27 protein-coding genes, 1 tRNA gene, 1 pseudogene and 1 riboswitch are annotated in these 26,388 nt (G+C 71.0%); of the genes and pseudogenes, 25 read left to right on the top strand and 4 right to left on the bottom strand.

The window, feature by feature from the left end:
• A pseudogene (locus AB4091_RS11830) lies at nucleotides 1-616 on the bottom strand (hypothetical protein); the annotation flags it as partial.
• Complete coding sequence (locus tag AB4091_RS11835; RefSeq protein WP_442291950.1) at nucleotides 613-1,389, bottom strand: peptidylprolyl isomerase; 777 nt, start codon at nucleotides 1,387-1,389, stop codon at nucleotides 613-615. The gene AB4091_RS11835 and the pseudogene AB4091_RS11830, both read right to left, overlap by 4 nt.
• A gap of 300 nt (nucleotides 1,390-1,689) precedes the next feature.
• On the opposite strand from AB4091_RS11835, the gene AB4091_RS11840 reads away from it, so the two are divergent.
• The gene (locus tag AB4091_RS11840) at nucleotides 1,690-2,391 is read left to right on the top strand and encodes an MBL fold metallo-hydrolase (RefSeq protein WP_442291951.1); all 702 of its coding nucleotides are present in this window, start codon (nucleotides 1,690-1,692) and stop codon (nucleotides 2,389-2,391) included.
• Nucleotides 2,388-3,746, top strand: coding sequence for a histidine--tRNA ligase (hisS, locus tag AB4091_RS11845; protein ID WP_442291952.1), 1,359 nt, complete (start codon nucleotides 2,388-2,390; stop codon nucleotides 3,744-3,746). Before AB4091_RS11840 ends, hisS begins: the two co-directional genes overlap by 4 nt.
• A gap of 43 nt (nucleotides 3,747-3,789) precedes the next feature.
• On the opposite strand, the gene AB4091_RS11850 is transcribed toward hisS, so the two are convergent.
• Complete coding sequence (locus AB4091_RS11850) at nucleotides 3,790-4,521, bottom strand: hypothetical protein (protein WP_442291953.1); 732 nt, start codon at nucleotides 4,519-4,521, stop codon at nucleotides 3,790-3,792.
• Between the two features lie 312 nt (nucleotides 4,522-4,833).
• On the opposite strand from AB4091_RS11850, the gene ald reads away from it, so the two are divergent.
• The 14 genes from ald (at nucleotide 4,834) to AB4091_RS11920 (ending at nucleotide 18,413) form a co-directional block, all read left to right on the top strand.
• The gene (gene ald, locus AB4091_RS11855; protein WP_442291954.1) at nucleotides 4,834-5,949 is read left to right on the top strand and encodes an alanine dehydrogenase; all 1,116 of its coding nucleotides are present in this window, start codon (nucleotides 4,834-4,836) and stop codon (nucleotides 5,947-5,949) included.
• The gene (gene xerD / locus AB4091_RS11860; RefSeq protein ID WP_442292295.1) at nucleotides 5,946-6,929 is read left to right on the top strand and encodes a site-specific tyrosine recombinase XerD; all 984 of its coding nucleotides are present in this window, start codon (nucleotides 5,946-5,948) and stop codon (nucleotides 6,927-6,929) included. Before ald ends, xerD begins: the two co-directional genes overlap by 4 nt.
• Before the next feature lie 202 nt (nucleotides 6,930-7,131).
• Nucleotides 7,132-7,968, top strand: a complete 837-nt coding sequence (locus tag AB4091_RS11865; protein ID WP_442292296.1) for a ParA family protein — start codon at nucleotides 7,132-7,134, stop codon at nucleotides 7,966-7,968.
• Nucleotides 7,969-7,982: 14 nt separating this feature from the next.
• Nucleotides 7,983-9,173: a segregation and condensation protein A gene (locus AB4091_RS11870; protein WP_442291955.1), complete on the top strand. Its 1,191-nt coding sequence runs from the start codon at nucleotides 7,983-7,985 to the stop codon at nucleotides 9,171-9,173.
• A complete protein-coding gene (gene scpB / locus AB4091_RS11875) occupies nucleotides 9,166-9,819 on the top strand; it encodes an SMC-Scp complex subunit ScpB (protein ID WP_442291956.1) in 654 nt (217 codons plus the stop codon). The genes AB4091_RS11870 and scpB overlap by 8 nt, the downstream gene beginning before the upstream one ends.
• The gene (locus AB4091_RS11880) at nucleotides 9,816-10,763 is read left to right on the top strand and encodes a pseudouridine synthase (RefSeq protein WP_442291957.1); all 948 of its coding nucleotides are present in this window, start codon (nucleotides 9,816-9,818) and stop codon (nucleotides 10,761-10,763) included. The genes scpB and AB4091_RS11880 overlap by 4 nt, the downstream gene beginning before the upstream one ends.
• Nucleotides 10,764-10,809: 46 nt before the next feature.
• Complete coding sequence (locus tag AB4091_RS11885; protein WP_442291958.1) at nucleotides 10,810-11,892, top strand: prephenate dehydrogenase; 1,083 nt, start codon at nucleotides 10,810-10,812, stop codon at nucleotides 11,890-11,892.
• Nucleotides 11,893-11,973: 81 nt separating this feature from the next.
• Nucleotides 11,974-12,681 carry a (d)CMP kinase gene (gene cmk, locus AB4091_RS11890; protein ID WP_442291959.1) on the top strand — a complete coding sequence of 236 codons (708 nt, stop codon included), beginning with the start codon at nucleotides 11,974-11,976 and terminating at the stop codon, nucleotides 12,679-12,681.
• Nucleotides 12,678-13,343, top strand: coding sequence for a lysophospholipid acyltransferase family protein (locus tag AB4091_RS11895; RefSeq protein ID WP_442291960.1), 666 nt, complete (start codon nucleotides 12,678-12,680; stop codon nucleotides 13,341-13,343). The genes cmk and AB4091_RS11895 overlap by 4 nt, the downstream gene beginning before the upstream one ends.
• A 12-nt stretch (nucleotides 13,344-13,355) precedes the next feature.
• The gene (der, locus tag AB4091_RS11900) at nucleotides 13,356-14,855 is read left to right on the top strand and encodes a ribosome biogenesis GTPase Der (RefSeq protein ID WP_442291961.1); all 1,500 of its coding nucleotides are present in this window, start codon (nucleotides 13,356-13,358) and stop codon (nucleotides 14,853-14,855) included.
• 81 nt (nucleotides 14,856-14,936) lie between these two features.
• A tRNA-Pro gene (locus AB4091_RS11905) sits at nucleotides 14,937-15,010 on the top strand.
• Nucleotides 15,011-15,378: 368 nt separating this feature from the next.
• Nucleotides 15,379-15,885, top strand: a complete 507-nt coding sequence (locus AB4091_RS11910; RefSeq protein WP_442291962.1) for a hypothetical protein — start codon at nucleotides 15,379-15,381, stop codon at nucleotides 15,883-15,885.
• Nucleotides 15,886-15,978: 93 nt separating this feature from the next.
• Nucleotides 15,979-16,620: a hypothetical protein gene (locus AB4091_RS11915; RefSeq protein WP_442291963.1), complete on the top strand. Its 642-nt coding sequence runs from the start codon at nucleotides 15,979-15,981 to the stop codon at nucleotides 16,618-16,620.
• A complete protein-coding gene (locus AB4091_RS11920; RefSeq protein ID WP_442291964.1) occupies nucleotides 16,620-18,413 on the top strand; it encodes an Ig-like domain repeat protein in 1,794 nt (597 codons plus the stop codon). Before AB4091_RS11915 ends, AB4091_RS11920 begins: the two co-directional genes overlap by 1 nt.
• 25 nt (nucleotides 18,414-18,438) lie before the next feature.
• Here AB4091_RS11920 and AB4091_RS11925 read toward each other — a convergent pair whose 3' ends face one another.
• Nucleotides 18,439-19,812: a YibE/F family protein gene (locus tag AB4091_RS11925; RefSeq protein ID WP_442291965.1), complete on the bottom strand. Its 1,374-nt coding sequence runs from the start codon at nucleotides 19,810-19,812 to the stop codon at nucleotides 18,439-18,441.
• A gap of 206 nt (nucleotides 19,813-20,018) precedes the next feature.
• Between AB4091_RS11925 and AB4091_RS11930 the strand changes: the two genes are divergently transcribed.
• The 9 genes from AB4091_RS11930 (at nucleotide 20,019) to AB4091_RS11970 (ending at nucleotide 26,115) form a co-directional block, all read left to right on the top strand.
• A complete protein-coding gene (locus tag AB4091_RS11930; protein WP_442291966.1) occupies nucleotides 20,019-20,624 on the top strand; it encodes a CDP-alcohol phosphatidyltransferase family protein in 606 nt (201 codons plus the stop codon).
• A 26-nt stretch (nucleotides 20,625-20,650) separates the two neighbouring features.
• Nucleotides 20,651-21,598: a DUF881 domain-containing protein gene (locus AB4091_RS11935; RefSeq protein WP_442291967.1), complete on the top strand. Its 948-nt coding sequence runs from the start codon at nucleotides 20,651-20,653 to the stop codon at nucleotides 21,596-21,598.
• Nucleotides 21,595-21,927, top strand: coding sequence for a small basic family protein (locus tag AB4091_RS11940; protein ID WP_442291968.1), 333 nt, complete (start codon nucleotides 21,595-21,597; stop codon nucleotides 21,925-21,927). Before AB4091_RS11935 ends, AB4091_RS11940 begins: the two co-directional genes overlap by 4 nt.
• Nucleotides 21,928-21,930: 3 nt before the next feature.
• The gene (locus AB4091_RS11945; protein WP_442291969.1) at nucleotides 21,931-22,854 is read left to right on the top strand and encodes a DUF881 domain-containing protein; all 924 of its coding nucleotides are present in this window, start codon (nucleotides 21,931-21,933) and stop codon (nucleotides 22,852-22,854) included.
• 188 nt (nucleotides 22,855-23,042) lie between these two features.
• Nucleotides 23,043-23,432, top strand: a complete 390-nt coding sequence (gcvH, locus tag AB4091_RS11950; RefSeq protein ID WP_442291970.1) for a glycine cleavage system protein GcvH — start codon at nucleotides 23,043-23,045, stop codon at nucleotides 23,430-23,432.
• 105 nt (nucleotides 23,433-23,537) lie between these two features.
• Nucleotides 23,538-24,002 carry an FHA domain-containing protein gene (locus AB4091_RS11955; protein WP_442291971.1) on the top strand — a complete coding sequence of 155 codons (465 nt, stop codon included), beginning with the start codon at nucleotides 23,538-23,540 and terminating at the stop codon, nucleotides 24,000-24,002.
• Nucleotides 23,999-24,748 (top strand): transcriptional regulator FtsR, encoded by a 750-nt coding sequence (ftsR, locus tag AB4091_RS11960; RefSeq protein ID WP_442291972.1) that lies wholly within the window; start codon nucleotides 23,999-24,001, stop codon nucleotides 24,746-24,748. The genes AB4091_RS11955 and ftsR overlap by 4 nt, the downstream gene beginning before the upstream one ends.
• Nucleotides 24,749-24,788: 40 nt before the next feature.
• The gene (locus AB4091_RS11965) at nucleotides 24,789-25,331 is read left to right on the top strand and encodes a bifunctional nuclease family protein (RefSeq protein ID WP_442291973.1); all 543 of its coding nucleotides are present in this window, start codon (nucleotides 24,789-24,791) and stop codon (nucleotides 25,329-25,331) included.
• A 202-nt stretch (nucleotides 25,332-25,533) separates the two neighbouring features.
• Nucleotides 25,534-26,115 (top strand): MerR family transcriptional regulator, encoded by a 582-nt coding sequence (locus tag AB4091_RS11970; protein ID WP_442292297.1) that lies wholly within the window; start codon nucleotides 25,534-25,536, stop codon nucleotides 26,113-26,115.
• Nucleotides 26,116-26,236: 121 nt separating this feature from the next.
• Nucleotides 26,237-26,336: riboswitch (glycine riboswitch) on the top strand.
• The last annotated feature ends 52 nt before the right edge of the window (nucleotides 26,337-26,388 follow it).

Here is a 26,388-nt window from a genome sequence, read left to right on the forward strand (position 1 = left end):
CGGCAGACTCGGCAGACTCGGCAGACTCGGCAGACTCGGCAGACTCGGCAGACTCGGCAGACTCGGCAGACTCGGCAGACTCGGCAGACTCGGCAGACTCGGCAGACTCGGCAGACTCGGCAGACTCGGCAGCGGGCTCAGCGGCCGACTCGTCTGCGACCGGCTCTGTGACCGCCGGTGCCGCTGCTTCCGGCTCGGCCACGGGGGCGGCCTGCTCGGTCTCGGGCGCCACCACGGGAGCAGGCTGCTCCCCGACGGCGACCTGTCCGGACTCAGCTGCCGCCCCTTCCACGACCGGCTCTGTGACCGCGGGTGCCGCTGCTTCTGGCTCGGCCACGGGGGCGGCCTGCTCGGTCTCGGGCGCCACCAAGGCAGCCTGATCGGCACCGGACTCGGCAGCTGCCTCGGCGGCAGGCTCGTGAGACTCATCGGCCTCGGCTGCCGCGACCTCCACCGCGTCGCCCGACTCGGTCGCGGCCACGGACGCGACGGCATCCGCGGTGGCTGCCGCCGCGGCATCGTTTACCGGCGTCGGCGTCTCGGATGTGTCCGCGGGAACGGCCGGGACCTCGGTGCCGGTGGTCTCGTCGGACTCGGGCTGGTTCATGTCGGTCATGCCTTCTTCTCCGTCACACTGACGCTGAGGATGCTGATCGGGTTCACTGGCGTCGGCTGGCCTGCTGTGACCAGGCCGCCCGCCGCAATCTTGTCGACGATGTCCATGCCCTTGGTCACCTTTCCGAAGATCGTGTAGCCGCCGGTGTCGGTGGGCAACTGGGTTTCCTTGTAGGTGATGAAGAACTGGCCTCCGTTGGTGTCCGGGGCCTGGCCTCGGGCCATGGCCAGCGTGCCACGCGGGTACTTGCCACTGGCCGGAGCGTTCTCGATGCCGAACTGGTAGCCGGGGTCGCCCGAACCCGTGCCCGTGGGGTCACCGCACTGGAGCACGAAGATGCCCTCGGTGGTGAGACGGTGGCAGGGGCTCGGCGCCCAGTAGCCGGTCTTGGCGAGGTTGAGGAACGAGGCGACCGTCTGGGGTGCCTTCGTTCCGTCGAGGTCGAGCACCAGGTCGCCGCAGGTCGTCTTCACCGTGGCGACGAACGTCTTGCCGGCAGCCGTCGCCTTGGCAGGCACCGTGGTCTGCTGCTTGGGGCTGGTCTGGTTGGCCGGCGGAGCGGAGCAGCCGGCAGCCAGCTTCTGGCCCGCCTGCAGGCCGCCGGTCGAGGTGCCCTTCGGCGTCGAGGTGGCACCCGGGGTCGAGGACGCTGCCGCGGGTTCGGGCGTGTCGGAGCTGCCGATGAACCTCGGCACGACGATCACGGCGGCGATGACGAGGATGACCGCGAAGATCACGCCGAAGACCTGCTTGTCGCGCGTCGAGTCGCTCACCGACGGCTTCGCTGTCCTTTGCTGCTCTTCGTGGCGGCGGCGCGCACGTGCGCGTTCCTGCTCTTTGGTCACTGACCTCTCCTCGTACGGGCCGCATGGGCTGTCCCCGGGCGTTCGGTCATTTTATGGAACGACTGCGGTGCGTACGCAGCGGGACGGGTCACGAGTCCGTGACAACTCCCCTCTGACGGGCGGATTTACGCCCGGAAGCCCGCCACACGGCATACGCAATCAGGGAATGGGTCTCCCGACCACGTATGCCGTGTGCCCCGCACACGCCCCCGTGGCTAGGCTCCGAACGTGCTGACGATCGCGTTCCCCGCCCAGGCGTTCGACACGAACTGCTACGTCCTGGCGCCCGGGGCAGGGGAGGAGTGCCTCATCGTCGACCCCGGTGTCGGGGTGGAGGAGACCCTGCGCGAGGTGCTGAGCGAGCACCACCTCCGTCCCGCCGCAGTCCTGCTCACGCACGGTCATGTCGACCATGTCTACTCGGTGACGCCGGTGTGCGGTGCCGACACCGCGGCGTACATCCACCCGGACGACCGCTACCGGCTCCACGACCTGCTGGCACGGAGCAACCCGGGCCTGGTCGCCATGCTCGAGCAGCAGTTCGGCACCGCGGCGCAGTGGAGCGAGCCGACGAACGTCGTCGAGATCGTCGACGGCACCAGGCTCACCCTGGCCGGTATGGACGTCGACGTCCTGCACGCGCCGGGGCACACCGAGGGCTCGGTGATGTTCGGTCTCGACCGAGTGCCCGACGGCATCCGCGACCAGGTCGACGTCGACCGCACCATGGTCACCGGCGACGTGCTCTTCGCCGGTTCCATCGGGCGCACCGACCTTCCCGGAGGTGACGCGGCTGCGATGCAGCGCAGCCTGCGCGACGTCGTGCTGCCCCTTCCCGACACCACACTCGTGCTGCCCGGCCACTACCAGGCGACGACGATGGCCCACGAACGCGCCACCAACCCGTACCTGAAAGACTTGTCCGCGTGAGCACCCCGCAGCCCAAGGCCACCAAGGTCCTGCCGATCAGTGGCTTTCCCGAGTACCTCCCGTCCGAGCGCATCGTCGAGCAGCGCTTCCTCGACGTCATCCGCGAGACGTTCGAGCTGCACGGCTTCTCCTCGGTCGAGACGCGCTCCATCGAGCCGATCGAGCGGCTCAGCTCGCAGGGCGAGGACGCCGACAAGGAGATCTACGCGGTCTCGCGCCTGGCCGGTGGCAGCGACGACGACGCGCGCTGGGGTCTGCACTTCGACATGACGGTGCCGTTCGCGCGCTACGTGCTCGAGAACGCCGGCAAGCTCTCGTTTCCCTTCCGGCGCTACCAGATCCAGAAGGCGTGGCGCGGAGAGCGCCCGCAGGAGGGCCGCTACCGCGAGTTCACGCAGGCCGACATCGACGTGGTCGACGTCGGTGAGCTCTCGCCGCACTTCGAGGCGGAGATGCCGCTCGTCATCGCCGACGTGTTCAGCAAGTTCCCCGTCGGTGACTTCATCATCCAGGTCAACGACCGCAAGATCCCCAACGGCTTCTACCAGGGCATCGGCATCACCGACGTCATCGGCACCCTGCGCATCGTCGACAAGCTCGACAAGGTCGGCCCCGACAAGGTCAAGGCGATGCTTCTCGAGGCGGGAGCCACCGACGCCCAGGCCGACCAGTGCCTGGCCCTCGCCGAGATCCGCTCGACCGACCTCGGCTTCGTCGAGCAGGTGCGCGCGTTGGGCGTCGAGCACCCCCTTCTCGAGGAGGGGCTCGAGTCGCTCGCCAACGTCATCCGCACTGGATTGGCCCACGCGCCAGGCAAGCTCGTCGCCGACCTTCGCATCGCGCGCGGTCTTGACTACTACACCGGGACCGTCTACGAGACCCAGTTCGTCGGGCATGAGTCGTGGGGGTCCTTCTGCTCCGGCGGTCGCTACGACGCGCTGGCCAGCGACGGCCGCACCACCTACCCGGGCGTCGGCATCTCGATCGGCGTCACGCGCATCCTCGGCCTGCTCATCGGTCGCGGGCTCGTGACCGCTTCGCGCTCGACTCCGGCGGCGGCGCTCGTCGCCCTCAAGGACGACCAGTCGCGTGACGACGCCGTTGCCGTCGCCACGGCCCTGCGCCGCAGGGGGATCGCGTGCGAGGTCGCCCCCTCGGCCGCCAAGTTCGGCAAGCAGATCCGGTATGCCGAGCGCCGGGGCATCCCGTACGTCTGGTTCCCCGGGGCGGGGGAGTCGGGTGACGAGGTCAAGGACATCCGCAGCGGCGAGCAGGTGCCGGCCGCTGCCGACACGTGGGCGCCCCCGGCCGAGGACCTCGCCCCGGTCGTCAGCCGCACCGACGCCGAGAGCTGACCCCCTCGACCTGAGACCCCAGTCGAGTGCCCCATCGACGACGTCAGGAGCCGAGCTCTCGCCGAGAAGCCCATCGAGCGCTCACTTTCCGACGTGGGCAACTGAGCACTCGATGGGTGGGGAGCGTCGGGAACTGAGCACTCGATGGGTGGGGAGCGTCGGGCTCAGTAGCCGGGTGGGGGCGCAGGCCCTGGTCGCGCAGCTCGAGCAGGGCGAGCTGACGGATCACGTCGCGGTCGCGACGGCGCCAGGCTCCTGCCGGGTCGTCGGACACCTTCGCGAGAGCGCCCATCGGCTGCGTCGCCATGGCCCGGAGGGCGAACAGGTCGAGGTCCTCGCCCGCGTCGATGAATCGCTGCGAGCGGGTTGCGTTGCGCACGAAGCGAACCCGGGCCCAGAGCCACACCGTGAGCACGAGCAGGATCGGGACGAGGGCTGTCGCGAGACCGAGTCCGAGCGCCAGCGTCTCGACCGTGCCGGCCATCGACGTGCCCGCCCGCTCGAGCGTCGTGCCCGAACCGGCAGCCTGGGTCAGCCACGTCCTCAACTGGTCACCGACGAGGGGAATCTGGCCGGCCTGGTCGCCGGCGCCGGTGAGGGCACCGTTGACCGACCGTCCCGCCGACGTGATCGAGTCGGCGGGCCCCCGCAGGCCCTGCACGGTGTCGTGGACCTGGCGTCCGGCATACACCCAGACGCCGATCCACAGGAGCATCAGCACGTCGGCGAGGATCTGTCGGGTGCGGCGGGCAGGGGTGTCTGCGTAGAGCTTCACGGTCCCATGGTGTCGAACACCGCGATCAGCAGCACCATGAGGAGCACGTCGCGAGCCGCGTCGGCGTGCGCGCCCCGATGGTCGCGATGGTCGACGGCGCGGAGTCCCGGCGTCGGGGACGCCGAGAGCCGGCCGGCACGGGCCGGGTTCGCACACTCCGCCAGGGACGGCAGACGGCCCGGCGGGACTTGCGCGAGGACGTGACCTGGTCGTGACGGCCGTGGATACAGTTGGCTCGCGGCCCCGAGAGGGACCCTCGTCCGCCACGGCAACGGAGCCCGGCGGCGACATTCCGGAAGGAAGTGCAACAGCATGAAGGTCGGCATCCCTCGCGAGGTCAAGAACCACGAGTACCGCGTGGCCATCACCCCGTCCGGCGTGCACGAGCTCACCGACCACGGGCACGAGGTGTTCGTCGAGAAGGACGCCGGCGTCGGGTCGCAGATCAGCGACGACGCCTACGTCGCAGCGGGCGCTCGCATCATCGGCTCGGCCGACGACGTGTGGGGCGACGCCGACATGGTGCTCAAGGTCAAGGAGCCCGTGGCCGAGGAGTACCACCGCATGCGAGAGGGCCTCACCCTCTTCACCTACCTGCACCTCGCCGCCGACAAACCGCTCACCGAAGAGCTCGTCAAGCGCAAGGTCACCGGCATCGCGTACGAGACCGTGCAGCTCACCTCGGGCGCGCTGCCGCTGCTGTACCCGATGTCCGAGGTGGCCGGCTGCCTCGCACCCCAGGTCGGCGCGCACGCACTCATGCGCGCCCAGGGCGGGCGGGGCGTGCTCATGGGCGGCGTCGGCGGCGTGGCGAACGCCAAGATCGTCATCCTCGGCGCTGGCGTGTCGGGCCAGAACGCCGCGAACATCGCTCTCGGCATGGGCGCTGACGTGACGCTGCTCGACACCGACCTCGACAAGCTGCGCATGTCGTTCTGGCGCTACGACAACCAGGTCCACGGGCTCGCGTCGTCGAAGCTGACGGTCCAGGAGCAGGTGCTGCAGGCCGACATGGTCATCGGCGCGGTGCTCATCCCCGGTGCCGCGGCGCCCAAGCTCGTCTCCAACGAGCTGGTGTCGCAGATGAAGCCGGGCTCGGTGCTCGTCGACATCGCCATCGACCAGGGCGGCTGCTTCGAGGACAGCCACGCCACCACGCACGCCGACCCGACGTACATGGTGCACAACTCGGTCTTCTACTGCGTCGCCAACATGCCGGGGGCCGTGCCCAACACGTCGACGTACGCCCTGACGAACTCGACGCTCCCGTATGCCGTCAAGCTCGCCAACCAGGGGTGGCGTGACGCCCTGCGCACCGACCACGCCCTCGGCCTCGGGCTCAACACCCACGACGGCCACGTCACCTACGGAGGCGTCGCCGAGGCGCACGGCATGTCGGCGGTCAGCCTCGACGAGGCCCTGTCCTGACCCAGCCGGTCGCCACCGAGCCACCCGCGGCACGGGCCACGCGCCTCGAGCGCGACGTCCGCGGGTGGCTCGACCACGTCCGCGTGGAGAAGGGCGCCTCGGACAACACGCTGAAGTCCTACGCCCGTGACCTGCGTGGCTACTGCACGTTCCTGGCTGCCAAGGGCATCGACGACCCTGCACGCGTCGCCGAGACCGACGTCGCCGACTTCCTCGCCTCGCTCCGCGAGCGTGGCCTGGCGGCGTCCTCGGCGGCCCGCACGCTCGTGGCCGTGCGTGGCTTCCACCGCTTCCTGGCCCTCGAGGGCGAGGTGGCCGGCGACCCTGCCGCCAACGTCGCCCCGCCCAAGCCACCCGCGCGCCTCCCGAAGGCCATCCCCGTCGGGGCCGTCGAGCGGCTGCTCGCGGCGGCGTCGGTCGGCGACACGCCCGAGTCGCTCCGCGACCGGGCGCTGCTCGAAGTGCTGTACGGCGTGGGCGCGCGCATCAGCGAGGCCGTCGGCCTCGACGTCGACGACATCGAGAGCGCGGACCCGACCGACCCCGTGGCAGGCGCCCCATCGCGTGGGGGAGTCGGCTCCGTCCGGCTGCAGGGCAAGGGCGGCAAGGAGCGGGTCGTCCCGGTCGGCCGGTACGCGCTCGAGGCGGTGACGGCATACCTCGTCAGGGGCCGTCCGGCCCTGGCCACGCACGGAAGAGGGGGTCCGGCGCTCTTCCTCAACCAGCGCGGCGCCCGGCTCTCACGCCAGTCGGCGTGGGCGATCATCCAGCGTGCGGCCACCCGCGCGGACCTCGAGCACGTGTCACCGCACACGCTGCGCCATTCCTTCGCCACCCACCTGCTCGACGGGGGCGCCGACGTACGCGTCGTGCAGGAGCTGCTCGGGCACGCCTCGGTCACCACGACGCAGATCTACACGATGGTCTCCGTGCACCGCCTTCGCGAGGTGTATGCGGGCGCCCACCCCCGTGCCCGCTGATAGGGTCACACCTGATCAGCGAGAGGCTGACCGCAGCATCCCAGCGGCAACGCCGAGCGGAGTGGAACACCCGGTGAACGAGGAGTCACAGCAGAGCATGCAGTCCGTGCGGTCCGAAGACCCCGCCCCGCCTCGCCACCCCACCCTCAGCTCCGTCCCCGTCGCCCAGCTCCCCGGCACCGAGACGGCCGGCTCCGGCGCGATGGGGCCCACCGGGCGCCCGCTGCCCGACTTCGCGAACCCGGCACCCCTCTCGAGCCACGGCCCGGCGCGGATCATCGCCATGTGCAACCAGAAGGGCGGCGTCGGCAAGACCACGACGACGATCAACCTCGGTGCGGCGCTGGCCGAGCTGGGGCGCAAGGTGCTCGTCATCGACTTCGACCCGCAGGGTGCCCTGTCGGTCGGTCTGGGCGTCAACGCCCAAGAGCTCGACACGACGATCTACAACCTCCTCATCGAGCGTGGCCACGAGATCCACGACGTCATCCAGCCGACCCGCACGGCCAACCTCGACCTCGTGCCGGCCAACATCGACCTGTCGGCAGCCGAGGTGCAGCTCGTCGGAGAGGTCGCCCGCGAGCAGATCCTGGCCCGTGTGCTGCGACCCGTCGTCGACGAGTACGACGTCATCCTCATCGACTGCCAGCCGTCGCTCGGCCTGCTCACCGTCAACGCCCTCACCGCGGCGCACGGGGTCATCGTCCCGCTCGAGTGCGAGTTCTTCGCGATGCGCGGCGTGGCGCTGCTCATCGACACCATCGACAAGATCACCGACCGCCTCAACCCGCGCCTGCAGGTCGACGGCATCCTCGCGACGATGTACGACAGCCGCACGCTGCACAGCCGCGAGGTCGTGCGCTCGGTCGTCGACCACTTCGGCGACCAGGTCTTCCACACCGTCATCAGCCGCACGGTGAAGTTCCCCGACGCGACGCTCGCCGCCGAGCCGATCACCTCCTACTCGTCCGACCACTCCGGCGCCAACGCCTACCGCCAGCTCGCCCGCGAGCTGATCTCGCGCGGTGGCGCAGCCTGATCCGCAGTGAGCTGATGGTCGGGCAGGACACCGTCGACCGCGGCGCGGTCGACCCCCACGCCGGCGTGCCCTCGGGCGGGCCGATGAACGAGCAGGTCACCGCACCTGCGGCCGACGCGGACACCGAGCCCGGCCGCGGGCCCGACGAGACCGCCGCTGCCGCCAACGCCGGACCGCCCAGCAGGGCGAGCGACGACCTCGTCCCAGGCGGCGTCATCACGCGACGTTCGGCTGTCCCGTTCGAGGTCCACCTCGACGTGTTCTCGGGCCCCTTCGACCTGCTCCTCGGCCTGATCAGCAAGCACAAGCTCGACATCACCGAGGTCGCGCTGGCCCGGGTCACCGACGAGTTCGTCGCACACATCAAGGCCGCCCAGGCCGCCGACGCCGACTGGGACCTCGGGCAGGCGTCGGAGTTCCTCCTCGTCGCGGCGACCCTGCTCGACCTCAAGGCCTCCAGGCTGCTGCCCCAGTCGGGGCCGCAGGACGACGAGGACCTCGCCCTCATCGAGGCCCGCGACCTGCTCTTCGCGCGCCTGCTCCAGTACCGCGCGTACAAGGAGATCGCGAACACCTTCCGCGACCGCATGGCCACCGCCGGGCGCATCACGCCACGGCAGGCCGGCCTCGAGGCGGAGTTCACGAGCCTGCTCCCCGAGCTCATCATCGCTGTCACACCAGAGCAGTTCGCGCGGATCGCCGCCCGCGCGATGACGCCCAAGATCCCGCCGACCGTCGGTCTCGACCACCTGCACGCGCCCCAGGTCAGCGTGCGCGAGCAGGCGGCGATCATCGTCGAGCGGGTGCGCAGCCGGGGCCAGGTGTCGTTCCGGAGCCTGGTGGCCGACGCCGACAGCACCCTGGTCATCGTGGCCCGCTTCCTGGCACTCCTCGAGCTGTTCAAGGAGGCCGCGATCGCGTTCGAGCAGGCCGAGGCGCTCGGTGAGCTCGACATCCGCTGGACCGGCACCGACGACGGTGACGTCGCCATCGACGACGAGTTCGACGAGCCGGACGAGGTCGACGGCGAGCCCGCCGAGGCGGACGATGGGGCAGAGGACGACGCAGGGGACGACGCAGAGGACGACGCAGAGGACGGGGCGCCCGGGTCCGATGCACCTGGGTCCGGCGCGGCAGAGCACGACACGGCACGGAACGACGTGGGTGGATCCGCTGCCCTCGGAGGAGGAACAGACGATGAGTGACCAGTCGGCGCAGGGGCCCGACGCGACCGACGAGCCGGTGCTCGACGACCGCGAGGGTGCCGACGAGCAGATCGCCTTCGACATCAACGACTTCCCGGGCGGCGCCCGATCGGCTCTCGAAGCCGTGCTCATGGTCGTCGACGAGCCGGTGACCGAGGTCGCGCTCGCGTCGGCCCTGGAGCTGCCGGTCGACGACGTCCGCGGGCACCTCGAGGCCCTCGAGGAGGAGTATGCCGCCGCGCAACGCGGGTTCACTTTGCGCAGCGTGGCCGGGGGCTGGCGGGTCTACAGCCGCTCGGACTTCGCGCCTGTCGTCGAGAAGTTCGTGCTCGACGGCCAGCAGGCCAAGCTCACCCAGGCCTCGCTCGAGACGCTTGCCGTCATCGCCTACCGCCAGCCCGTGTCGCGCGCCCGCGTCAGCGCCGTCCGCGGCGTCAACGTCGACGGGGTCGTGCGCACCCTGACGTCCCGAGGCCTGATCGAGGAGGTCGAAGACGTCGGCGAGAGCGGCGCCGTCCTCTACCGCACCACCCCCTACTTCCTGCAGCGGATGGGGCTCTCGTCGATCGACGACCTCCCGGCCCTCGCGCCGTACCTGCCGGACGCCGACGTCATCGACGAGCTCATCGAGGAAGGACACGCATGAGCGAGTACTCCAGGTCCCCCCGCCAGCCCCGCAAGAAGGGCTCACCGGCAGGTGGCGCCAAGGGCCGAGGAGCCCCGACCCGCAGCGGCGCAGCCCGCGGCGGCAGGGCGGGCAAGGGCGGTGCGGCCGCAGGCCCACGGTTCGCCGGCTCCACGAAGGCGAGCCAGCCCACGAAGCTGCCGGAGCGCCGGGCGACACCCGAGATCGACGTCCACGACCCCGAGGGCGTCCGGCTGCAGAAGCTGATGGCCGCCGGGGGAGTCGGCTCACGCCGCGTCTGCGAGAACCTCATCGAGCAGGGCCGCGTCGAAGTCGACGGGCAGGTCGTCACCGAGCTCGGGGTGCGCATCAACCCGCGCACCCAGGTGGTCCACGTCGACGGGGTCCGCGTCAACCTCGACGAGGACCGCGTCTACCTCGCCTTCAACAAGCCCAAGGGCGTCGTCACCACCATGCACGACGAGCTCGGCCGCATCTCGCTCGCCGACTACGTCGGCAACCGGGAGGAGCGCCTCTTCCACGTCGGTCGCCTCGACGCCGACACCGAGGGTCTGCTGCTGCTCACGAACGACGGCGACCTCGCCCACCGCCTGCAGCACCCGGCATACGGCGTCCTGAAGACGTACATCGCCACGATCCGTGGGCCGGTGCAGCGTGACGTGGGCAAGCGCCTGCGCGAGGGCGTCGAGCTCGACGACGGTCCGGTCACCGTCGACTCGTTCCGCATCGTCGACCACCAGCCGGGCAAGGCGATGGTCGAGGTCGTGCTGCACGAGGGACGCAAGCACGTCGTGCGACGCATGCTCGAGGCGGTCGGACACCCGGTGGTCGAGCTCGTGCGCACCGAGGTCGGCCCGATCCGCCTCGCCGACCTCAAGTCGGGGCGCACGCGGCGTCTCAACAAGGCGGAGATCGGCGCGCTCTACAAGGCCGCCGGTCTCTGAGCCGGACGTCCCGTCGACGACGCGGCAGCATCGCTACGCTGACGGGGTGACCACGCACGTCCGCATCATCGGGGTTGGCCTGATCGGCGCCAGCCTCGGAATCTCGTTGTCCGGCAACGGTTTCCGCGTCTCGCTCGAAGACCCGTCGCCGACAGCCATGCGGCTGGCCCGCGACCTGCAGGCCGGAGCGATCGCCGACGAGGACACCGACGCCCCCGACGTCGTCGTCGTCGCCGCGCCGCCCGACGTGGCGGCCAAGACGGTCGTCGCCGCGCTCAACCGGTGGCCCGACGCCGTCGTCACCGACGTCGCTTCGGTCAAGGAGGCGGTGCTGGCCGACGTCCTCGACTCGGGCGCCGACTCCAGCCGCTACGTCGGCTCGCACCCGATGGCCGGACGCGAGAGATCCGGCACCGCAGCAGCCCGCGGCGACCTCTTCGACGGTCGGGCCTGGGTGGTCGTGCCGCACGAGGCCTCGACGGACGCAGCCATCCGGCGCGTGCGCGAGATCGCGACAGCGGTCGGGAGTGCCGTGCGCGTCATGCCCGCCCACGAGCACGACGAGGCCGTGGCCGCCGTCTCACACGTGCCGCAGCTCGCTGCGAGCATCGTCGCCGCGTGCCTGCGCGAGCTTCCCGAGTCGGCCGTCGGCCTCGCCGGGCAGGGCCTGCGCGACGTGACCCGCATCGCCGCCAGCGACCCCCGTCTCTGGACCCAGATCCTCGCCGGCAACGCGCCCGCGGTGCGCGACGTCCTGCGCCAGGTCCGCGACCAGGTCGACGACGTCGTCGGCGCCCTGGACTCGCTCGTCGAATCCGACGGCGAAGGGTCGCTCGGCACCTTGAGCCGGGTCCTCGAGGCCGGAAACCTCGGCCACGCGCGCATCCCCGGCAAGCACGGTGCTGCCCCCGCGGCATACGAGGTCGTGTCGGTCATCGTGCCCGACGAGCCCGGCTCGCTCGGGCGGCTGTTCGGCGACATGGGCAACGCCGGCATCAACCTCGAGGACCTGCACCTCGAGCACGGGCTCGGCCAGGCTGTCGGCGTGGCCGAGGTCTCGGTCGTGCCGGCGTCCGTGGAGCCACTGCGGGCCGAGCTCACGCGCCTCGGCTGGAGACTGCACGACTGACCCCCTGAGGGTGGTGCGCAGGGTGCGGCGGCCGCCGGTCACCGGTCGGGCGGCTCGCGACGAGGCACTATCCTCGGGCGCATGTCTGAGAGCCCCGAGGAGCACCTGTCCGGTTTCGTCATCGCGGTCGACGGCCCCTCGGGCTCGGGCAAGTCCAGCGTCAGCAAGCAGGTCGCGCGGTCCCTCGGCTACGGCTTCCTCGACACCGGCGCGATGTACCGCGCCCTCACCTGGTGGTGCCTGCACGAGGCTGTCGACCTCGCGGATGCCGGGGCGGTCACCACGGCCGCGGAGCGGTTCCCGCTCTCGATCGGCACCGACCCCGACGCCCCGACCGTCCAGGTCGACGGCACTGATGTCTCTGCCGCGATCCGCGAGACGCGCATCTCGACCAACGTCTCGGCCGTGGCCACCGTGATCCCGGTCCGCGAGATCCTCCGCGTGCTCCAGCGGCGCCTCATCTCCGACGCCGGGCGCGCCAACGGCGGCGTCGTGGCGGAGGGTCGCGACATCACGACGGTCGTGGCGCCCGACGCCCCGGTGCGCATCCTGCTGACCGCCTCGGAGGAGGCTCGGCTCGCTCGACGCTCGAAGGAGCTGCACGGTGCGGCCGACGCCGACGCGGTCGCGGCGACCCGCTCGCAGATCGTCGACCGTGACAAGGCCGACTCGGCCGTGTCCGAGTTCACCGTCGCCGCCGACGGGGTGACGACCATCGACACCTCCCACCTCGACTTCGAGGGCTCGGTCGAGGCAGTGCTCCAGGTGGTCGAGGCGGCACGCGGATGAGCCAGCCGGTCGCTCCTCACCCGAACCGGGCCCGGATCGGCCGCCCGATCGGAAAGCTCATCTTCAGCACCTTCTACCGCGGCGCCGCCCTGCACCCCGAGCGCGTGCCCGTGACCGGGCCCGTGATCCTGGTGGCCAACCATGCGGCGTTCCTCGATGGCCCGCTCGTCTTCGGGCTGGCACCGCGCCCGGTCAGCTTCCTCGTCAAGCAGGAGGCGTTCTCGGGCTTCTTCGGGTGGACGATCCGCAACGTCGGGCAGATCCCGATCGACCGCAGCGTCGGCGACCGCGCGGCCCTGGCGTCCGCCACTGCCGTCCTCGAGCGCGGGGGAGCGGTGGGCATCTTTCCCGAGGGCAACCGTGGTGACGGCGAGGTGCAGCAGGTCAACGCGGGGGCGGCGTGGATCGCGCTCCGCACGGAGGCCCAGATCGTCCCGGTCGCCGTGCTCGGGACACGCGTGCCGGGTGCCGGCAAGGACGACTGGCCCTCGTTGCGCTCCCGCCTCCTCGTCGACTTCGGTGACACCTTCCGGCTCGTCATCGACCCGGCGGTGCCGGGCCGAGACCGGCTCAGACTGGCCAGCGAGCAGCTGCGCGACGCCCTCGCGTCACATGTACGCCGTTCGCGGGTGGAGAATGGTGCGTCAACAGACGTTCACTGATTCGAGGACACCGTGACTGACGAGACCGCCCGCCCCATCGATGAGGGCGCTCCGATCTCGACCTCCGCCCCCGCCGTCGACGACGCCTCCGTGGAGCGCGCGCTCCGAGCGGGGCTCGACGACTTCGAGCTGAGCCCCGAGGACCAGGCCCTGCTCGACGCCGCGGGGCCGTATGCCGCAGACGCCGCCGAGCAGGGGCCGCTGCCGGTCGTGGCCGTCGTCGGTCGCCCCAACGTGGGCAAGTCGAGCCTGGTGAACCGGATCCTGCGCCGCCGCGAGGCGGTCGTGGAGGACGTGCCCGGGGTCACCCGCGACCGGGTGTCCTACGAGGCCGAGTGGGGCGGCCGCCGCTTCACCATCGTCGACACCGGCGGCTGGGAGGCGGATGCCACCGGCATCCGCCTGCGCGTCGCCGAGCAGGCCGAGATCGCCATCGACCTGGCCGACGTCGTGATGTTCGTCGTGGACGCCACCGTGGGCGCCACCGACGACGACGAGGCCGTCGTCAAGCTGCTGCGCCGCTCCGGCAAGCCGGTCGTCCTCGTCGCCAACAAGGTCGACGACCAGCGCGGCGAGGCCGACGCCGCGATGCTCTGGAGCCTCGGGCTCGGACAGCCGTGGCCGGTGTCGGCCGCGCACGGCCGCGGCAGCGGCGATGCCCTCGACGCAGTGCTCGAGGTCCTGCCCGACGTCTCGGCGCACGGCGCGTACGCCCAGGGCGGCCCGCGTCGCGTGGCCCTCATCGGCCGGCCCAACGTCGGCAAGTCCAGCCTGCTCAACCGCCTCGCGGGGTCCGAGCGCGTCGTCGTCGACAACGTCGCCGGCACGACCCGCGACCCCGTCGACGAGATGATCGAGCTCGGCGGCAAGACGTGGCGCTTCGTCGACACGGCCGGCATCCGACGCCGCGTGCACCAGTCCCGTGGCGCCGACTTCTACGCCTCCCTGCGCACCCAGACCGCCCTCGAGAAGGCGGAGGTCGCGGTGGTGCTCATCGACGCCGAGGAGCCGATCGCCGAGCAGGACGTACGCGTCGTGCAGCAGGTCATCGACGCGGGCCGCGCCCTGGTCATCGCCTACAACAAGTGGGACACGCTCGACGAGGAGCGTCGCTACTACCTCGAGCGCGAGATCGAGAAGGAGCTCGTCCAGGTCCCGTGGGCTCCGCGGGCCAACGTGTCGGCACGCACCGGACGCCACATGGACCGGCTGGTGCCCGCCATCGAGACGGCCCTCGAGTCCTGGGACACCCGCATCCCGACGGGTCGCCTCAACGCGTTCCTCGGCGAGATCGTCGCCGCGCACCCGCACCCGATCCGGGGCGGCAAGCAACCGCGCATCCTCTTCGCCACGCAGGCGTCCACCCGTCCACCGCGGTTCGTGATCTTCGCCTCCGGCTTCATCGAGGCCGGCTACCGGCGCTTCATCGAGCGCCGGTTGCGCGAGCAGTTCGGCTTCGAGGGCACCCCGATCGAGGTCTCCGTGCGCGTTCGCGAGAAGCGTCGGCGCTGACGCCGACCGCCCAGGTGGGCCGATTGGGACGGGCGGCACACGGTGCGCTAAGGTTTCGTCTCGTTCGCCCCACGGGGCAAACGGGCTGTGGCGCAGCTTGGTAGCGCACTTGACTGGGGGTCAAGGGGTCGCAGGTTCAAATCCTGTCAGCCCGACCGACACGAAGGGGCCTGCCGGAACGACGACGTCGTCCGGCAGGCCCCTTCGTCGTCCCGTCGATCGACCAGCCCGCGACGTCACACGTGACGATCCCGCCCCCACCGCCACCACAGGCGTACTCGGCGGATGGCGTGTTGCGGGTGCCTGCCCTGCTTCCTGCCGGGCGGGCACCGCAACCCGCACGAGCGAATCCGCCTCTGGCGCAAGGTAACCCGGCCGCGGGTGCAAGAGCACCCGAACTTGCACAAGTGATCCGCAAGGAATGTGCAACTTTGCCCGACTTGAGCGTTGCGCGGTGATTTGGAATGGCATGGTCCAGACCAACAGATCACCAAGAAACGGTAAAGAAAGGTCCCGGATCCCCATGGGCACGCAGAAGCAGAAGAAGAGCTCGAAGAAGAAGGCCGCAGCCATCGTCACCGCGGGTGTCCTCGGCCTCGCGACCGCCGGTGGGGCGTATGCCTACTGGACGTCCGCCGGCGGCGGCTCGAGTGCCGCCACCACCCGTGACGGGGCGAGCAGCGTCTTCGCCGTGACGGGCGGAACCGCCACGGCAATGTTCCCCGGTGACAGCGCTCAGACCATCACGGCGACCGTCAAGAACAACGGCACCGAGAACTACACCGTCTCCGCGCTGAAGGCGTACGTCACGACCGACAAGAGCGGCTGCGACGGCACCGACTACCTGCTGAAGGGCGCCGCGGCCCCCGTGGACGCTGCCGGCGCGGTCTCGCTCGACCTGGTCGCGAAGGACCTCGCGCCCGCTGGCACGACGACGGTCGACTTCAGCCTCCAGTTCAACAACAAGGCGAACACCAACCAGAACGCCTGCCAGAACGCGAAGGTGACGGTTCACTACCTCGCCAGCTGATCCAGGAAGGGATGGTCGTCGGTCTCGACCGGCGGCCATCCCTTCGCTCGCGAGGCGCCCGGCACCCACGACAGCAACGACACCGGAGGATCCATGAAGACGAGGACGAAGGCCAAGCCGGCGGCGCTGCTGCTGCTCGCGCTCGTCGTCGCCCTCGTCGTGGCCGTCCACGGGATGCCCGGCGTGGCCACGGGCACCTCCGCCGCAGTTCCCTCCACCGTTCCCTCCACCGTCCCTTCCGCCGCAGTCCCCTCCGACGCAGTCCCCTCCGTCACGGCCCAGCCGGGCGCATCGGGCCGCGCCGTGAAGCCGATGGCACCGTCCGCCGAGGGCGGTCTCACCACCTCGGTCGGTCTCGGGTCGGCGGGCGCCGCCGTCGGTCTGCCGTTCTCCGTCACCGGCAGCGTCACGGGTCTGGCTCCGGGGCTGTGGCGACCGGTCGCCGTGACCGTGCACAACCCGAACGGCGTCGCCATCCGGATGACCTCGCTGGTGCTGTCGGTCGCCGCCGACAGCACCCCTCCTGGCTGCCGCACCGCTACCAACCTCGAGATCCAGCAGGTCAGCATGGGCTCGGGTCGCGGGATCACGATCCCCGCGGGACGCAGCGTCGTCCTCGCCGAGCAGGGCGCCACGAACCCGCGCATTCGTCTGCGCAACCTGCCGGCAGTCAACCAGGACGTCTGCAAGGGCAAGTCCTTCAGCCTGGTCTGGTCGGGAACGGCGACCAGCTGATGCTCCGAGCAACTCTTCGCCACAGGCGCGAGCGTCGCGCGGCCCCGAGCCGCGGCGTTCGCGCCCTGCGCGTCGGCGTGCTGTTCCTGGCCCTCATGACCATCTCTGCTCCCAGCTACGCCTTCTGGACACAGGCCGCGGTCGCCGCGGCCTCCGGGACAGGTTCGGGGAGCACCAGCACCCTCTCGGCGCCGACCGCGGTGAACGCCTCGGTCCCGAACGGGGGCACCAGCGTCTCGCTCACCTGGAGCGCCCCGACGACCGGAGTGTCGCCCGGCGGCTACCGCGTGATTCGCACCGACACCGCGACGAGCTCTGCCGTCGCGGCCTGCGGCACGTCCGCCACCTCCCCGGTCACCACGACCTCGTGCGTCGACGGGGCGGTTCCCGACGGAACCTACCGCTACACGGTCGTCGCACTGCGCTCCGGCTGGACGGCGACGAGCGCCGACAGCAACTCCGTGACCGTGCTGCAGATCATCGCGACCACGACGGCGCTCACGACGTCGGCCAGTCCCAGCCTCGTCGGTCAGCCCGTCACGTTCACGGCGACCGTCGCCGCGGCATCCGGCGCGCCGTCGGGCCTGGTGGCCTTCCGCTCCGGTGGCTCCGCCATCTCCTGCTCCGGCGGGAGCCAGACGTTGAGCTCCGGCGTCGCCACGTGCGTCACCACGTTCGGGTCCACCGGCACCCGTTCGATCACCGCGGTGTATGCCGGTTCGGCGCCCTTCGCGGCCTCCACCTCGTCCGCGCTGAGCCAGGTCGTCAACCAGCAGACGCAGACGATCACGTTCACGTCGTCGGCGCCCACCAGCGAGACCGTGGGAGGCCCGACGTATGCCGTCGCTGCCAGCGCGACGTCGAGCCTGCCCGTCACGTTCACGTCCGGGACCTCCGCCGTGTGCAGCGTCAACGGGTCGACAGTGACGTTCGTGGGCAGCGGGACGTGCACCGTGCTGGCCGACCAGGCCGGCAACGCGGCATACGCCCCCGCTACCCAGGCAACCCAGTCGTTCACCGTGGCCAAGGCGTCCCAGGCGATCACCATCACCTCTGCCGCCCCCACGAACGCCACCCGCGGCGGCACCTACACGGTCGCCGCGACCGCGACGTCAGGCCTCGCCGTCACGTTCTCCTCGGCCACGTCGTCCGTCTGCACGGTCAGCGGCTCGACGGTGACGTTCGTCGGCGCAGGCACCTGCACGATCCAGGCGGACCAGCCCGGCAACGGGACCTATGCGGCCGCCGCCCAGAAGCTCCAGTCGTTCCAGGTGGTGAAGGCCGCCCAGTCGATCACGATCACGTCGACCGCGCCGACCAGCGCCGCTGCGGGCGGTGCGATCTACACGGTGACGGCCTCCAGCACCTCAGGCCTGCCCGTCAGCATCTCGAGCGGAACGACCTCCGTGTGCACGGTCAGCGGCTCGACGGTCACCTTCGTCGGTGGCGGCACCTGCGTCGTTCTCGCCGACCAGCCCGGTGACGCGGCATACGCCCCCGCGGCGCAGAAGTCGCAGTCGTTCGCCGTCACCGTCACACCGACGACGCCCACGATGCTCGTCGTCGTGCCGATCCCCGGCGGGGTGACCGCCACCTGGGTGCCGGTGGCAGGCCTGACCTACGAGTGCCAGGTCACCAACGGTGCCAGCCCTCCCGGAGCCACGAGCTGGACCGCGTGCAGCTCTGGGGTCACCGTCACGGGCACCAAGAACGGCACCTCGACCTTCTACGTGCGAAGCGTTCGCGGCGGAGTGGCGAGCACGCCCGCCTCGGCGAGCTTCTCGGGCATCTGAGGCGGACGCCCCGGTCAGGCAAAGGCTATGAGCCGGTGCGCGACATGCGGGCGCGGGCCTCGGCTCTGGTCGTCGGGGGACGGGGACCGCCCGCCGCGGTCATCAGGTCGGCAGCCGTGGGTCCGTTCCGCTCGTCGTGCGCGTGCACGGGGATGGAGCCGTCCGGCTCGTGCGTCTCGGCACCCCGAGCTGCGACGGGTTCCTGGGCCGCACCCACCGTGAGGACGGCGATCGCCGTGGTGACGGGCACCGCGAGCACGAGCCCGATCGCACTGGCCAGCGTGCGCACGATCTCCTCGGACATCGACTCCGTCTGGAGCAGGTCGAGCACGGGCCGCTCGTACAGGAAGAGGAGCAGGAGCACGGGAAGGGCCGCGCCGGCATACGCGAAGACGATCGTGTAGATCGTCGACGCGATGTGGTCGCGACCGATGCGCATGCCCGAGCGGAAAAGGTCACGACGTCCGAGCGAGGGCGCGGCGGCCCGCAGCTCCCAGACGGCGGAGGACTGCGTGATGGTCACGTCGTTGAGCACCCCGAGGCCGGCGACGATGATCGCGCAGGTGAGCAGCTCCTGCGGCTTCATGGAGGTGACGAACCCGGCCAGCAGGGCGCCCTCGTCGTCGGCGACCCCGCTGAGCCTCGCGAGGTCGACGGCCAGCAGGCCGAGCCCCGCGGTGATCGCGACGCCGAACAGCGTGCCAGCGAGTGCGGTGCTCGTCCGGATCGAGAGGCCGTGCGCAAGATAGAGGACGACGAACATGATCGCCGAGGAGCCGATGAGGGCCACGAGCAGGCCCGACTGCCCGGACACCAGCGCCGGCAGCATGAACTTCACGACGACGAGGCCACCGATTCCGAGCCCGACCAGGGCCAGCACCCCACGCCAGCGGGCGACGACCGCCACGACGACGAGGAACAGCGCGAGCATGAGCGACAGGGGCGCACCGCGTTGCACCTGCAGGAACGAGTACGCCTCGGGCTGACCCTTCTCGGTCGGCATGCGCAGCAGCTGCACGGTGTCGCCCTGCTGCAGGCCCGACGTGGACACCGCCGGGGGGATCGACACGGACACCGTGGGCCGCACGTCGCCCGACGTCGCCGACGGCTGCTCCAGCTGGACCGTCATGGCGCCACAGGTCGCGTCCGACGACACGACGTCGCCGCCCTGTCCCGGCGCCGGCTTCGCCCCGGTCGTGGCGTCTGCTCCCTCGCACAGTGGGAGCACCTTCACCACCTCGGCCACCGGGAACGTGACGCCGGGGGCCGCGTAGTCGGCGGTGCCGACCTGGTTGGTTGCGCGGGTGTCGCCCGGCCAGTGGGTCACGAGGCCGAAGACCGTCGCCGCGGCCGCGACGACGAGCAGGAGCGTCATCGCGACGCGCGACAGCACGCTCACGGCGACGGACCCGTGGGGTCCGCCGTGAGCGTGCGCGTGAGGGTGTCCGCCCGACATGCGCCCGAGTGTGCCAGAGGCGCACGAGGCCATCGACGGGCCACCGACGGGCCACCGACGGGCCACCGACCTTCGGGTCGGGCGGCCGTGTCCGGATCGATGCGGACCGTGCGCGGCGGCCACCCGGTGCGGCCGTTAGGCTTGCCGCCGTGGAGGTCGAGAACGCGGGGGAGCGGCATGTCGTGTCGGAGCGCCTGCTGACGATCCCCAACGTGCTCTCGGTGCTCCGCCTGCTCGGCGTCCCGGTCTTCCTCTGGGCCATCCTGGCGGAGCACGACGGTCTGGCCCTCCTGCTCCTGCTCTTCTCCGGCGTCACCGACTACCTCGACGGCAAGATCGCCCGCCAGTTCAACATGGAGAGCCGGCTCGGGCAGTTCCTCGACCCGATCGCCGACCGCCTGTACATCCTCACGACCCTCGTCGGGCTGGCCTGGCGCGAGATCATCCCGGTCTGGCTCGTCGTGGTGCTCCTCGCCCGCGAGGCCGTCATGGCGCTGATGCTCGTCTACCTGAAGTCCAAGGGTCAGGTCGGCCTGCCCGTGCACTTCGTCGGGAAGGCCGCGACCTTCAACCTGCTGTACGCCTTCCCGCTGCTCCTGCTGGCCCACCGAGACGACTGGGTGGGCGACATCGCCAGGCCCGTCGGCTGGGGCTTCGCGTGGTGGGGTGTCGTCCTCTACTGGCTCGCGGCCGTGCTGTATGCCGTCCACGCCAGGATCGTGCTGTCGCAACGCACCCGGGTGGCCACCCCGTGACGCCCGCCCGCCGCCCGGATGCGTCGATGACGCTGCTGACCACGATGATGGAGCGGCCCCTCGACGCCGGCTACCAGGAGGCCGCCGACCGCAGGGTCGCGGCAGGGCTTCCCCGGGCGACCTCGACCCGCACCGTCCTGGTCGTCGTGCTGGCGATCCTCACCGGCTTCCTCTTCGCCGTCGCCGCCCAGTCGCTGCGGCCCAAGCCGACCGCCGCAGCAGCGGTCAAGGGCGAGCTGGTGACCCGCATCGAGGCGCTCCAGGAGCACGGCGTGCAGCAGGAGGCCAAGGCCGCGGCCCTCGGCAAGCAGGTGCGCGACTACGAGGCACTCGCGCTGCAGCAGTCGGGCGGTGCAGACCTCACCGCCGCGATCAAGAGCCTCGAGGTGCAGGCTGGAGCCGTGGCCCTCAAGGGGCCGGGCCTCACCCTGACGCTCGACGACGCCGCCTCCACCGTGGCCGACGCCAATGCCGGCATCCGCCCGAGCGGCGGCTTCGAGGCGGGGCGCGTGACCTCTGCCGACCTGCAGATCGTCGTCAACGGTCTGTGGGGGGCCGGCGCCGAGGCGATCTCGATCAACGGCCACAGGCTCAGCTCGACCGCGGCGATCCGCTTCGCCGGACAGGCGATCATCGTCGACTTCCGGCCGCTGGCACGGCCCTACGTCATCACCGCACTCGGCGACAGCCAGGCGATGCAGCAGCTCTTCGAGCCCTCGTTCGCGGGTGTCTACCTCTCGCAGCTGACCGAGGAGTTCAAGATCCGCTCGATCCTCGCAGGGAGCGACAACCTGACCGTGCCGGCCGACTCGGCGGCCCGGCTCGAGATCGCGGAACCGGTCGGGCCGACCGTAGGCTCGTCCGCGCCCAGCGTGCCGGGGCTGCAGCAGGGCACCACCAACCCGCAGCGGAGCTCGGGATCCACCGGGAGCGACACTCCCGCACCACCGACCAGTCAGGAGCGTCCCTCGTGATCCCAGTTCTCGGCCTCCTGGCCGGACTCGCGGTGGGGCTCTTCCTGGATCCGTCGGTGCCGGTGTGGCTGCAGCCCTACCTGCCGATCGCCGTCATCGCCGCGCTCGACGCCGTCTTCGGCGCGATCCGCGCCATCCTCGACGGGATCTTCAACGACAAGGTCTTCGTCGTGTCGTTCCTGTCCAACGTCGTCGTCGCCGCCTTCATCGTCTTCCTGGGCGACCAGCTCGGCGTCGGCGCGCAGCTGTCCACCGGCGTGGTGGTCGTGCTGGGGGTCCGCATCTTCTCCAACGTGGCCTCGATCCGGCGCCATCTCTTCAGGGCCTGACCGATGGCCGATCGCAAGCAGGACCATGACGTCGACCCCGTCGACGAGGTCGAGGCCGTCGAACCGGAGGTCGAGGAGGTCGAGGCCGGCGACGATGCCGACGCGCCCGCGCCGCCGGCCCCCGTCTTCGGCACGGAGCCGGACGACGGCGCCGACCCCGACTTCACCTCTCCGGAGGCACGCGAGCTGGTGAGCCCGCGCCCACCCGTCGAGGGAAAGGACGCCTGGGGCCGGCTGTTCAAGATGAGCCGGCCGCGAGCTACCCGGGCCAACCTGCTGGCCGCGATCCTGGCCATCCTGCTCGGGGCCGCGATCGCCGCCCAGGTGCAGCTGACCAACCAGCGCGGGCTCGACGAGCTGAGCCAGTCCGACCTCGTTCGCGTGCTCGACGACGTGTCCGCGCGATCGTCGCGACTCGACCAGCAGGTCCGCGAGCTCGAGACCACCCGAGACCGGCTCAAGAGCGGAACGGGAACGGCCGGCGAAGCCCTGGAGCAGGCGCAGAAGCGGGTCGACACGCTGGGCATCCTCGCCGGCACGATCGCCACCAAGGGGCCCGGCATCACGCTGCGCATCACCGACCCGGACCGGCAGGTCAACGGTCCGATCGTCCTCGACCTCATCCAGGAGCTGCGCGACGCCGGTGCGGAGTCGATCGACGTCGGCGGAGTGCGGATCGTCGCCTCGTCGTTCATCGGCGACCGCAACGGCGACCTCGTCGTCGATGGCACCCCGGTGAGCCGTCCGCTGGTGGTCAAGGTGATCGGTGACTCCAAGACCCTGTCATCGGCCATGACCATCCCCGGCGGCATCGTCGAGACGGTGCGCCAGAAAGGTGCCAACGCCACCGTCACCGAGTCGAGCCTCGTCGAGATCACCTCCGTGCACCGCCCCACCGAGATGACGCACGCCAAGCCTGTCGAGTGACCCTCAGCGGGCAGACGATGTCCGCATGGGAGCAGATCGGTGCGACTCGCTGGGCACCACCTCCTGCGCACGGGCCACGGGTCTGGCATCCTCTCAGGTGCCGGCGCATCGACGTCGACAACGGCCCCGCGAAGCCACCGCAGCCACCCCGGCCCCTCCCGGAGCCCGGCCACCGACGAAGGAGCGACATGAGCGACCTGGACTACCCCTCCGACCTGCGCTACACCAGCGACCACGAGTGGGTCCGCGTCGGCGACGACGGCGTGGTCCGCATCGGCATCACCGCCTTCGCCCAGGACGCCCTCGGCGACGTCGTCTACGTCTCGCTCCCGGCCGTCGGCGACACCGTTGCGCCGGGCGACTCCTGCGGCGAGGTCGAGTCCACCAAGTCGGTCAGCGACGTCTACGCGCCCCTCGAGGGCGAGGTGACGGCGACGAACGCGGCGCTCGACGCCTCTCCCGAGCTGATCAACTCCGACCCCTACGGCGAGGGCTGGATGTTCGAGATGCGCCTGGCCGATGCCTCCGTCGTCGACGGGCTCATGGACGCTGCCGCATACACCGCTTCGCTGTCCTGACCACCCTCGGGCCACCGTCACGCTCGACCCGGGCAGGAGCTCCTCCTGCCCGGGTCAACTAGAGTGGACAGAGCCCGATCCGCCCGCACCACAGAGGAGGACCGCATGTCGAGCGACCTGCCCGACCCCGACGACATGAACGTCGAACCCCGCACCATGCGGTTCCAAGGCGTCCCGGCCCAGGAGAACACCGAGACCGCCACGCCGCGCGGACTGAGTGCCGAGGACTCCGCCACGATCGATGCCCTCCGTCCCGGCACGGCCCTGCTCGTCGTGCTCCGCGGCCCCAACACGGGGGCGCGCTTCTTGCTCGACGACCAGGAGGTCGCTGCGGGCCGGCACCCCGACTCCGACATCTTCCTCGACGACGTCACGGTCTCTCGCAAGCACGCGCTCTTCGTCGCCGAGGGTGGCGGCTACACCGTGCGCGACTCCGGCTCGCTCAACGGCACCTACGTCAACCGTGAGCGCATCGACGAGGCGCCGCTCCACCAGGGTGACGAGGTCCAGATCGGCAAGTTCCGTCTCGTCTACTACTCGTCCGGGGCGCCTCAGCACTCTGCCTCATGACCGCAGGCACCGCCTCGGGGCTGCCCCCGGCGGCGGGCGAGGGTGACACACCCACGCCTGCGCCGCGACGGCTCACCATCGGCAAGGTCCTGGCGGCCCTGTCCGAGGACTTCCCCGACGTGACGGCGTCCAAGATCCGCTTCCTCGAGACCGAAGGTCTCGTCCTGCCGCACCGCACTGCCTCGGGCTACCGCACGTTCACCGACGACGACGTACGCCGCCTCCGCTACGTCCTCGCGGCACAGCGCGATCGCTACTGGCCGCTCAAGGTCATCCGCGAGGCACTGGACGCCCTCGACCGCGGACTTTCCGACCCGGGCGACGACACGGACGGCCGTCCCCGCCCTCCGGTGCCCGTGCCAGACCCCGACGTGCCCGGCCCCGAGGCGCTGGTGGGCCACCGCGACGTCGCCCTGACCGGTCCCGAGCTGCGCGAGGCGACAGGCATCGACCGCGACACGATGCACGCCCTCGAGACCTACGGTCTGCTGCAGGCAGACGCCAACGGGCGCTTCGGGCACGAGTCGCTGGCCGTCGCGGCAGCGGCCCGCGCGCTGGCCGCGCACGGGCTCGAGGCTCGCCACCTGAGACCGTTCCGCACTGCCGCCGACCGCGAGATCGGGCTCGTCGAGCAGGTGCTGGCGACACGCCGGGGGAGCGGGGCACGAGAAGAGCGGGCGGCCGAGATCGCTTCTGCCTGCATCGCGCTCCACGTGGCGCTGGTCCGCGCCGGCCTCCCGCGCTGAGCCCGTCCCGGTCGCTCGGACCGCGGGGTACGGTGGAGGAGTGAGAGAGGTCGATGTCCTGGGCGTCCGTGTCGAGATGCCCACGAACCAGCCGATCGTCCTGCTGCGCGAGAGGGACGGCGGCCGTTACCTGCCGATCTGGATCGGCGCCGCCGAGGCAGCCGCGATCACCTACGCCCAGCAGGGGGTGGTGCCGCCCCGACCGCTGACGCACGACCTCATGCGCGACGTGCTCACGGTGCTCGGACACGAGCTGACCGAGGTGCGCATCGTCGCGCTCAAGGACTCCGTCTTCCACGCCGCTCTCATCATCGACGGCAAGTCCGAGGTCAGCTCGCGAGCCAGCGACGCCATCGCGCTGGCCCTGCGCACCGGCGCCAAGGTGCTCGTCGAGCCCTCGATCCTCGACGAGGCGGCCATCGTCGTCTCCTCGGAGGAGGACGACGAGGTCGAGCGCTTCAAGGAGTTCCTCGACCACGTGTCGGCGGAGGACTTCGAGGGTGAGCCCGGTGACGCGCCGGACCAGCCCGGTGACGCACCGGACCAGCCGGACCGTCCCGACCTGCCCGACCGTCCGGACTGAGCCCTGCGGCACGCGGCGGCTTGACCTTCAACTGAAAGGTCAAGGTTTCGCCTGCCGGTCCGACACGCCGTCGCACCGGCCCTCGGGTGATTGACCGGGAGGGTCCCTCGGCCTACCGTCAGAGAACGACGTGACTGTAGTTATCTTCATGTCGTCTGCGGCTCGCACCACGCGACCGCAGCCCGAGCAGGAGGAGGACGGCATGGCCGCCATCGAGGACGCGCGTGACGCCGGTCGGGCACTGCCCGTCGGGTCTCAGGGCCTGCTGTTCACCGACGACCTGCCCGAGCTCGCCGAGGACTCGGGCTACCGCGGTCCGACGGCCTGCAAGGCCGCCGGCATCACCTACCGCCAGCTCGACTACTGGGCCCGCACCGGGCTCGTCGAGCCGTCCGTGCGCAGTGCCACCGGTTCCGGCACGCAGCGGCTCTACGGCTTCCGCGACATCCTCGTGCTCAAGGTCGTCAAGCGACTGCTCGACACCGGGGTCTCGCTCCAGCAGATCCGCGTCGCCATCGGCCACCTGCGCGAGCGGGGCGTCGAGGACCTCGCGCAGATCACGCTGATGAGCGACGGCGCCTCCGTCTACGAGTGCACGTCGGCCGACGAGGTCATCGACCTGGTCCAGGGTGGTCAGGGCGTCTTCGGCATCGCGGTGGGTCGCGTGTGGCGCGAGGTCGAGGGTGAGCTCGCGCAGCTGCCCAGCGAGCGCGCCGAGGACCCCGCGGCCGAGCACCCGGACGACGAGCTCACCGCGCGTCGGCAGGCGCGCCGCATGGCCTGAGCCGGCCCCCGCCCGGCCGCACGGCCCACGACGCTCCGTACGGCTCGACCGGACCATCCCCGGTCGGGCCGTCGGCGTTCCGCCACCCTGTCGCGCTGCTGGTAGATTTGGCGTTGCCGATCGACCCTGCGTGGGAGAGTCCTCGGGGTGCCACGCACCTGCGAGGCGCCGAAGGGGCAACATCCCCGGAACCTCTCAGGCGCCAGGACCACGCGGGCGAGGCAACTCTGGAGGCACCGCGCGGTGCTCGACAGACGGGGAGCGTGTGTCGTC

Source organism: Terrabacter sp. 2RAF25 (assembly GCF_052115265.1).
In the GTDB taxonomy this organism is placed as follows: domain Bacteria; phylum Actinomycetota; class Actinomycetes; order Actinomycetales; family Dermatophilaceae; genus Terrabacter.

Bases quoted from the DNA above. Each gene is read 5' to 3' on its own strand.
- ald (WP_442291954.1), top strand. From the start codon at position 4,834: ATGAAGGTCGGCATCCCTCGCGAGGTCAAGAACCACGAGTACCGCGTG.
- AB4091_RS11865 (WP_442292296.1), top strand. From the start codon at position 7,132: ATGGGGCCCACCGGGCGCCCGCTGCCCGACTTCGCGAACCCGGCACCC.
- AB4091_RS11870 (WP_442291955.1), top strand. From the start codon at position 7,983: ATGGTCGGGCAGGACACCGTCGACCGCGGCGCGGTCGACCCCCACGCC.
- scpB (WP_442291956.1), top strand. From the start codon at position 9,166: ATGAGTGACCAGTCGGCGCAGGGGCCCGACGCGACCGACGAGCCGGTG.
- AB4091_RS11880 (WP_442291957.1), top strand. From the start codon at position 9,816: ATGAGCGAGTACTCCAGGTCCCCCCGCCAGCCCCGCAAGAAGGGCTCA.
- cmk (WP_442291959.1), top strand. From the start codon at position 11,974: ATGTCTGAGAGCCCCGAGGAGCACCTGTCCGGTTTCGTCATCGCGGTC.
- AB4091_RS11895 (WP_442291960.1), top strand. From the start codon at position 12,678: ATGAGCCAGCCGGTCGCTCCTCACCCGAACCGGGCCCGGATCGGCCGC.
- AB4091_RS11910 (WP_442291962.1), top strand. From the start codon at position 15,379: ATGGGCACGCAGAAGCAGAAGAAGAGCTCGAAGAAGAAGGCCGCAGCC.
- AB4091_RS11915 (WP_442291963.1), top strand. From the start codon at position 15,979: ATGAAGACGAGGACGAAGGCCAAGCCGGCGGCGCTGCTGCTGCTCGCG.
- AB4091_RS11920 (WP_442291964.1), top strand. From the start codon at position 16,620: ATGCTCCGAGCAACTCTTCGCCACAGGCGCGAGCGTCGCGCGGCCCCG.
- AB4091_RS11935 (WP_442291967.1), top strand. From the start codon at position 20,651: ATGACGCTGCTGACCACGATGATGGAGCGGCCCCTCGACGCCGGCTAC.
- AB4091_RS11945 (WP_442291969.1), top strand. From the start codon at position 21,931: ATGGCCGATCGCAAGCAGGACCATGACGTCGACCCCGTCGACGAGGTC.
- gcvH (WP_442291970.1), top strand. From the start codon at position 23,043: ATGAGCGACCTGGACTACCCCTCCGACCTGCGCTACACCAGCGACCAC.
- AB4091_RS11955 (WP_442291971.1), top strand. From the start codon at position 23,538: ATGTCGAGCGACCTGCCCGACCCCGACGACATGAACGTCGAACCCCGC.
- ftsR (WP_442291972.1), top strand. From the start codon at position 23,999: ATGACCGCAGGCACCGCCTCGGGGCTGCCCCCGGCGGCGGGCGAGGGT.
- AB4091_RS11970 (WP_442292297.1), top strand. From the start codon at position 25,534: ATGGCCGCCATCGAGGACGCGCGTGACGCCGGTCGGGCACTGCCCGTC.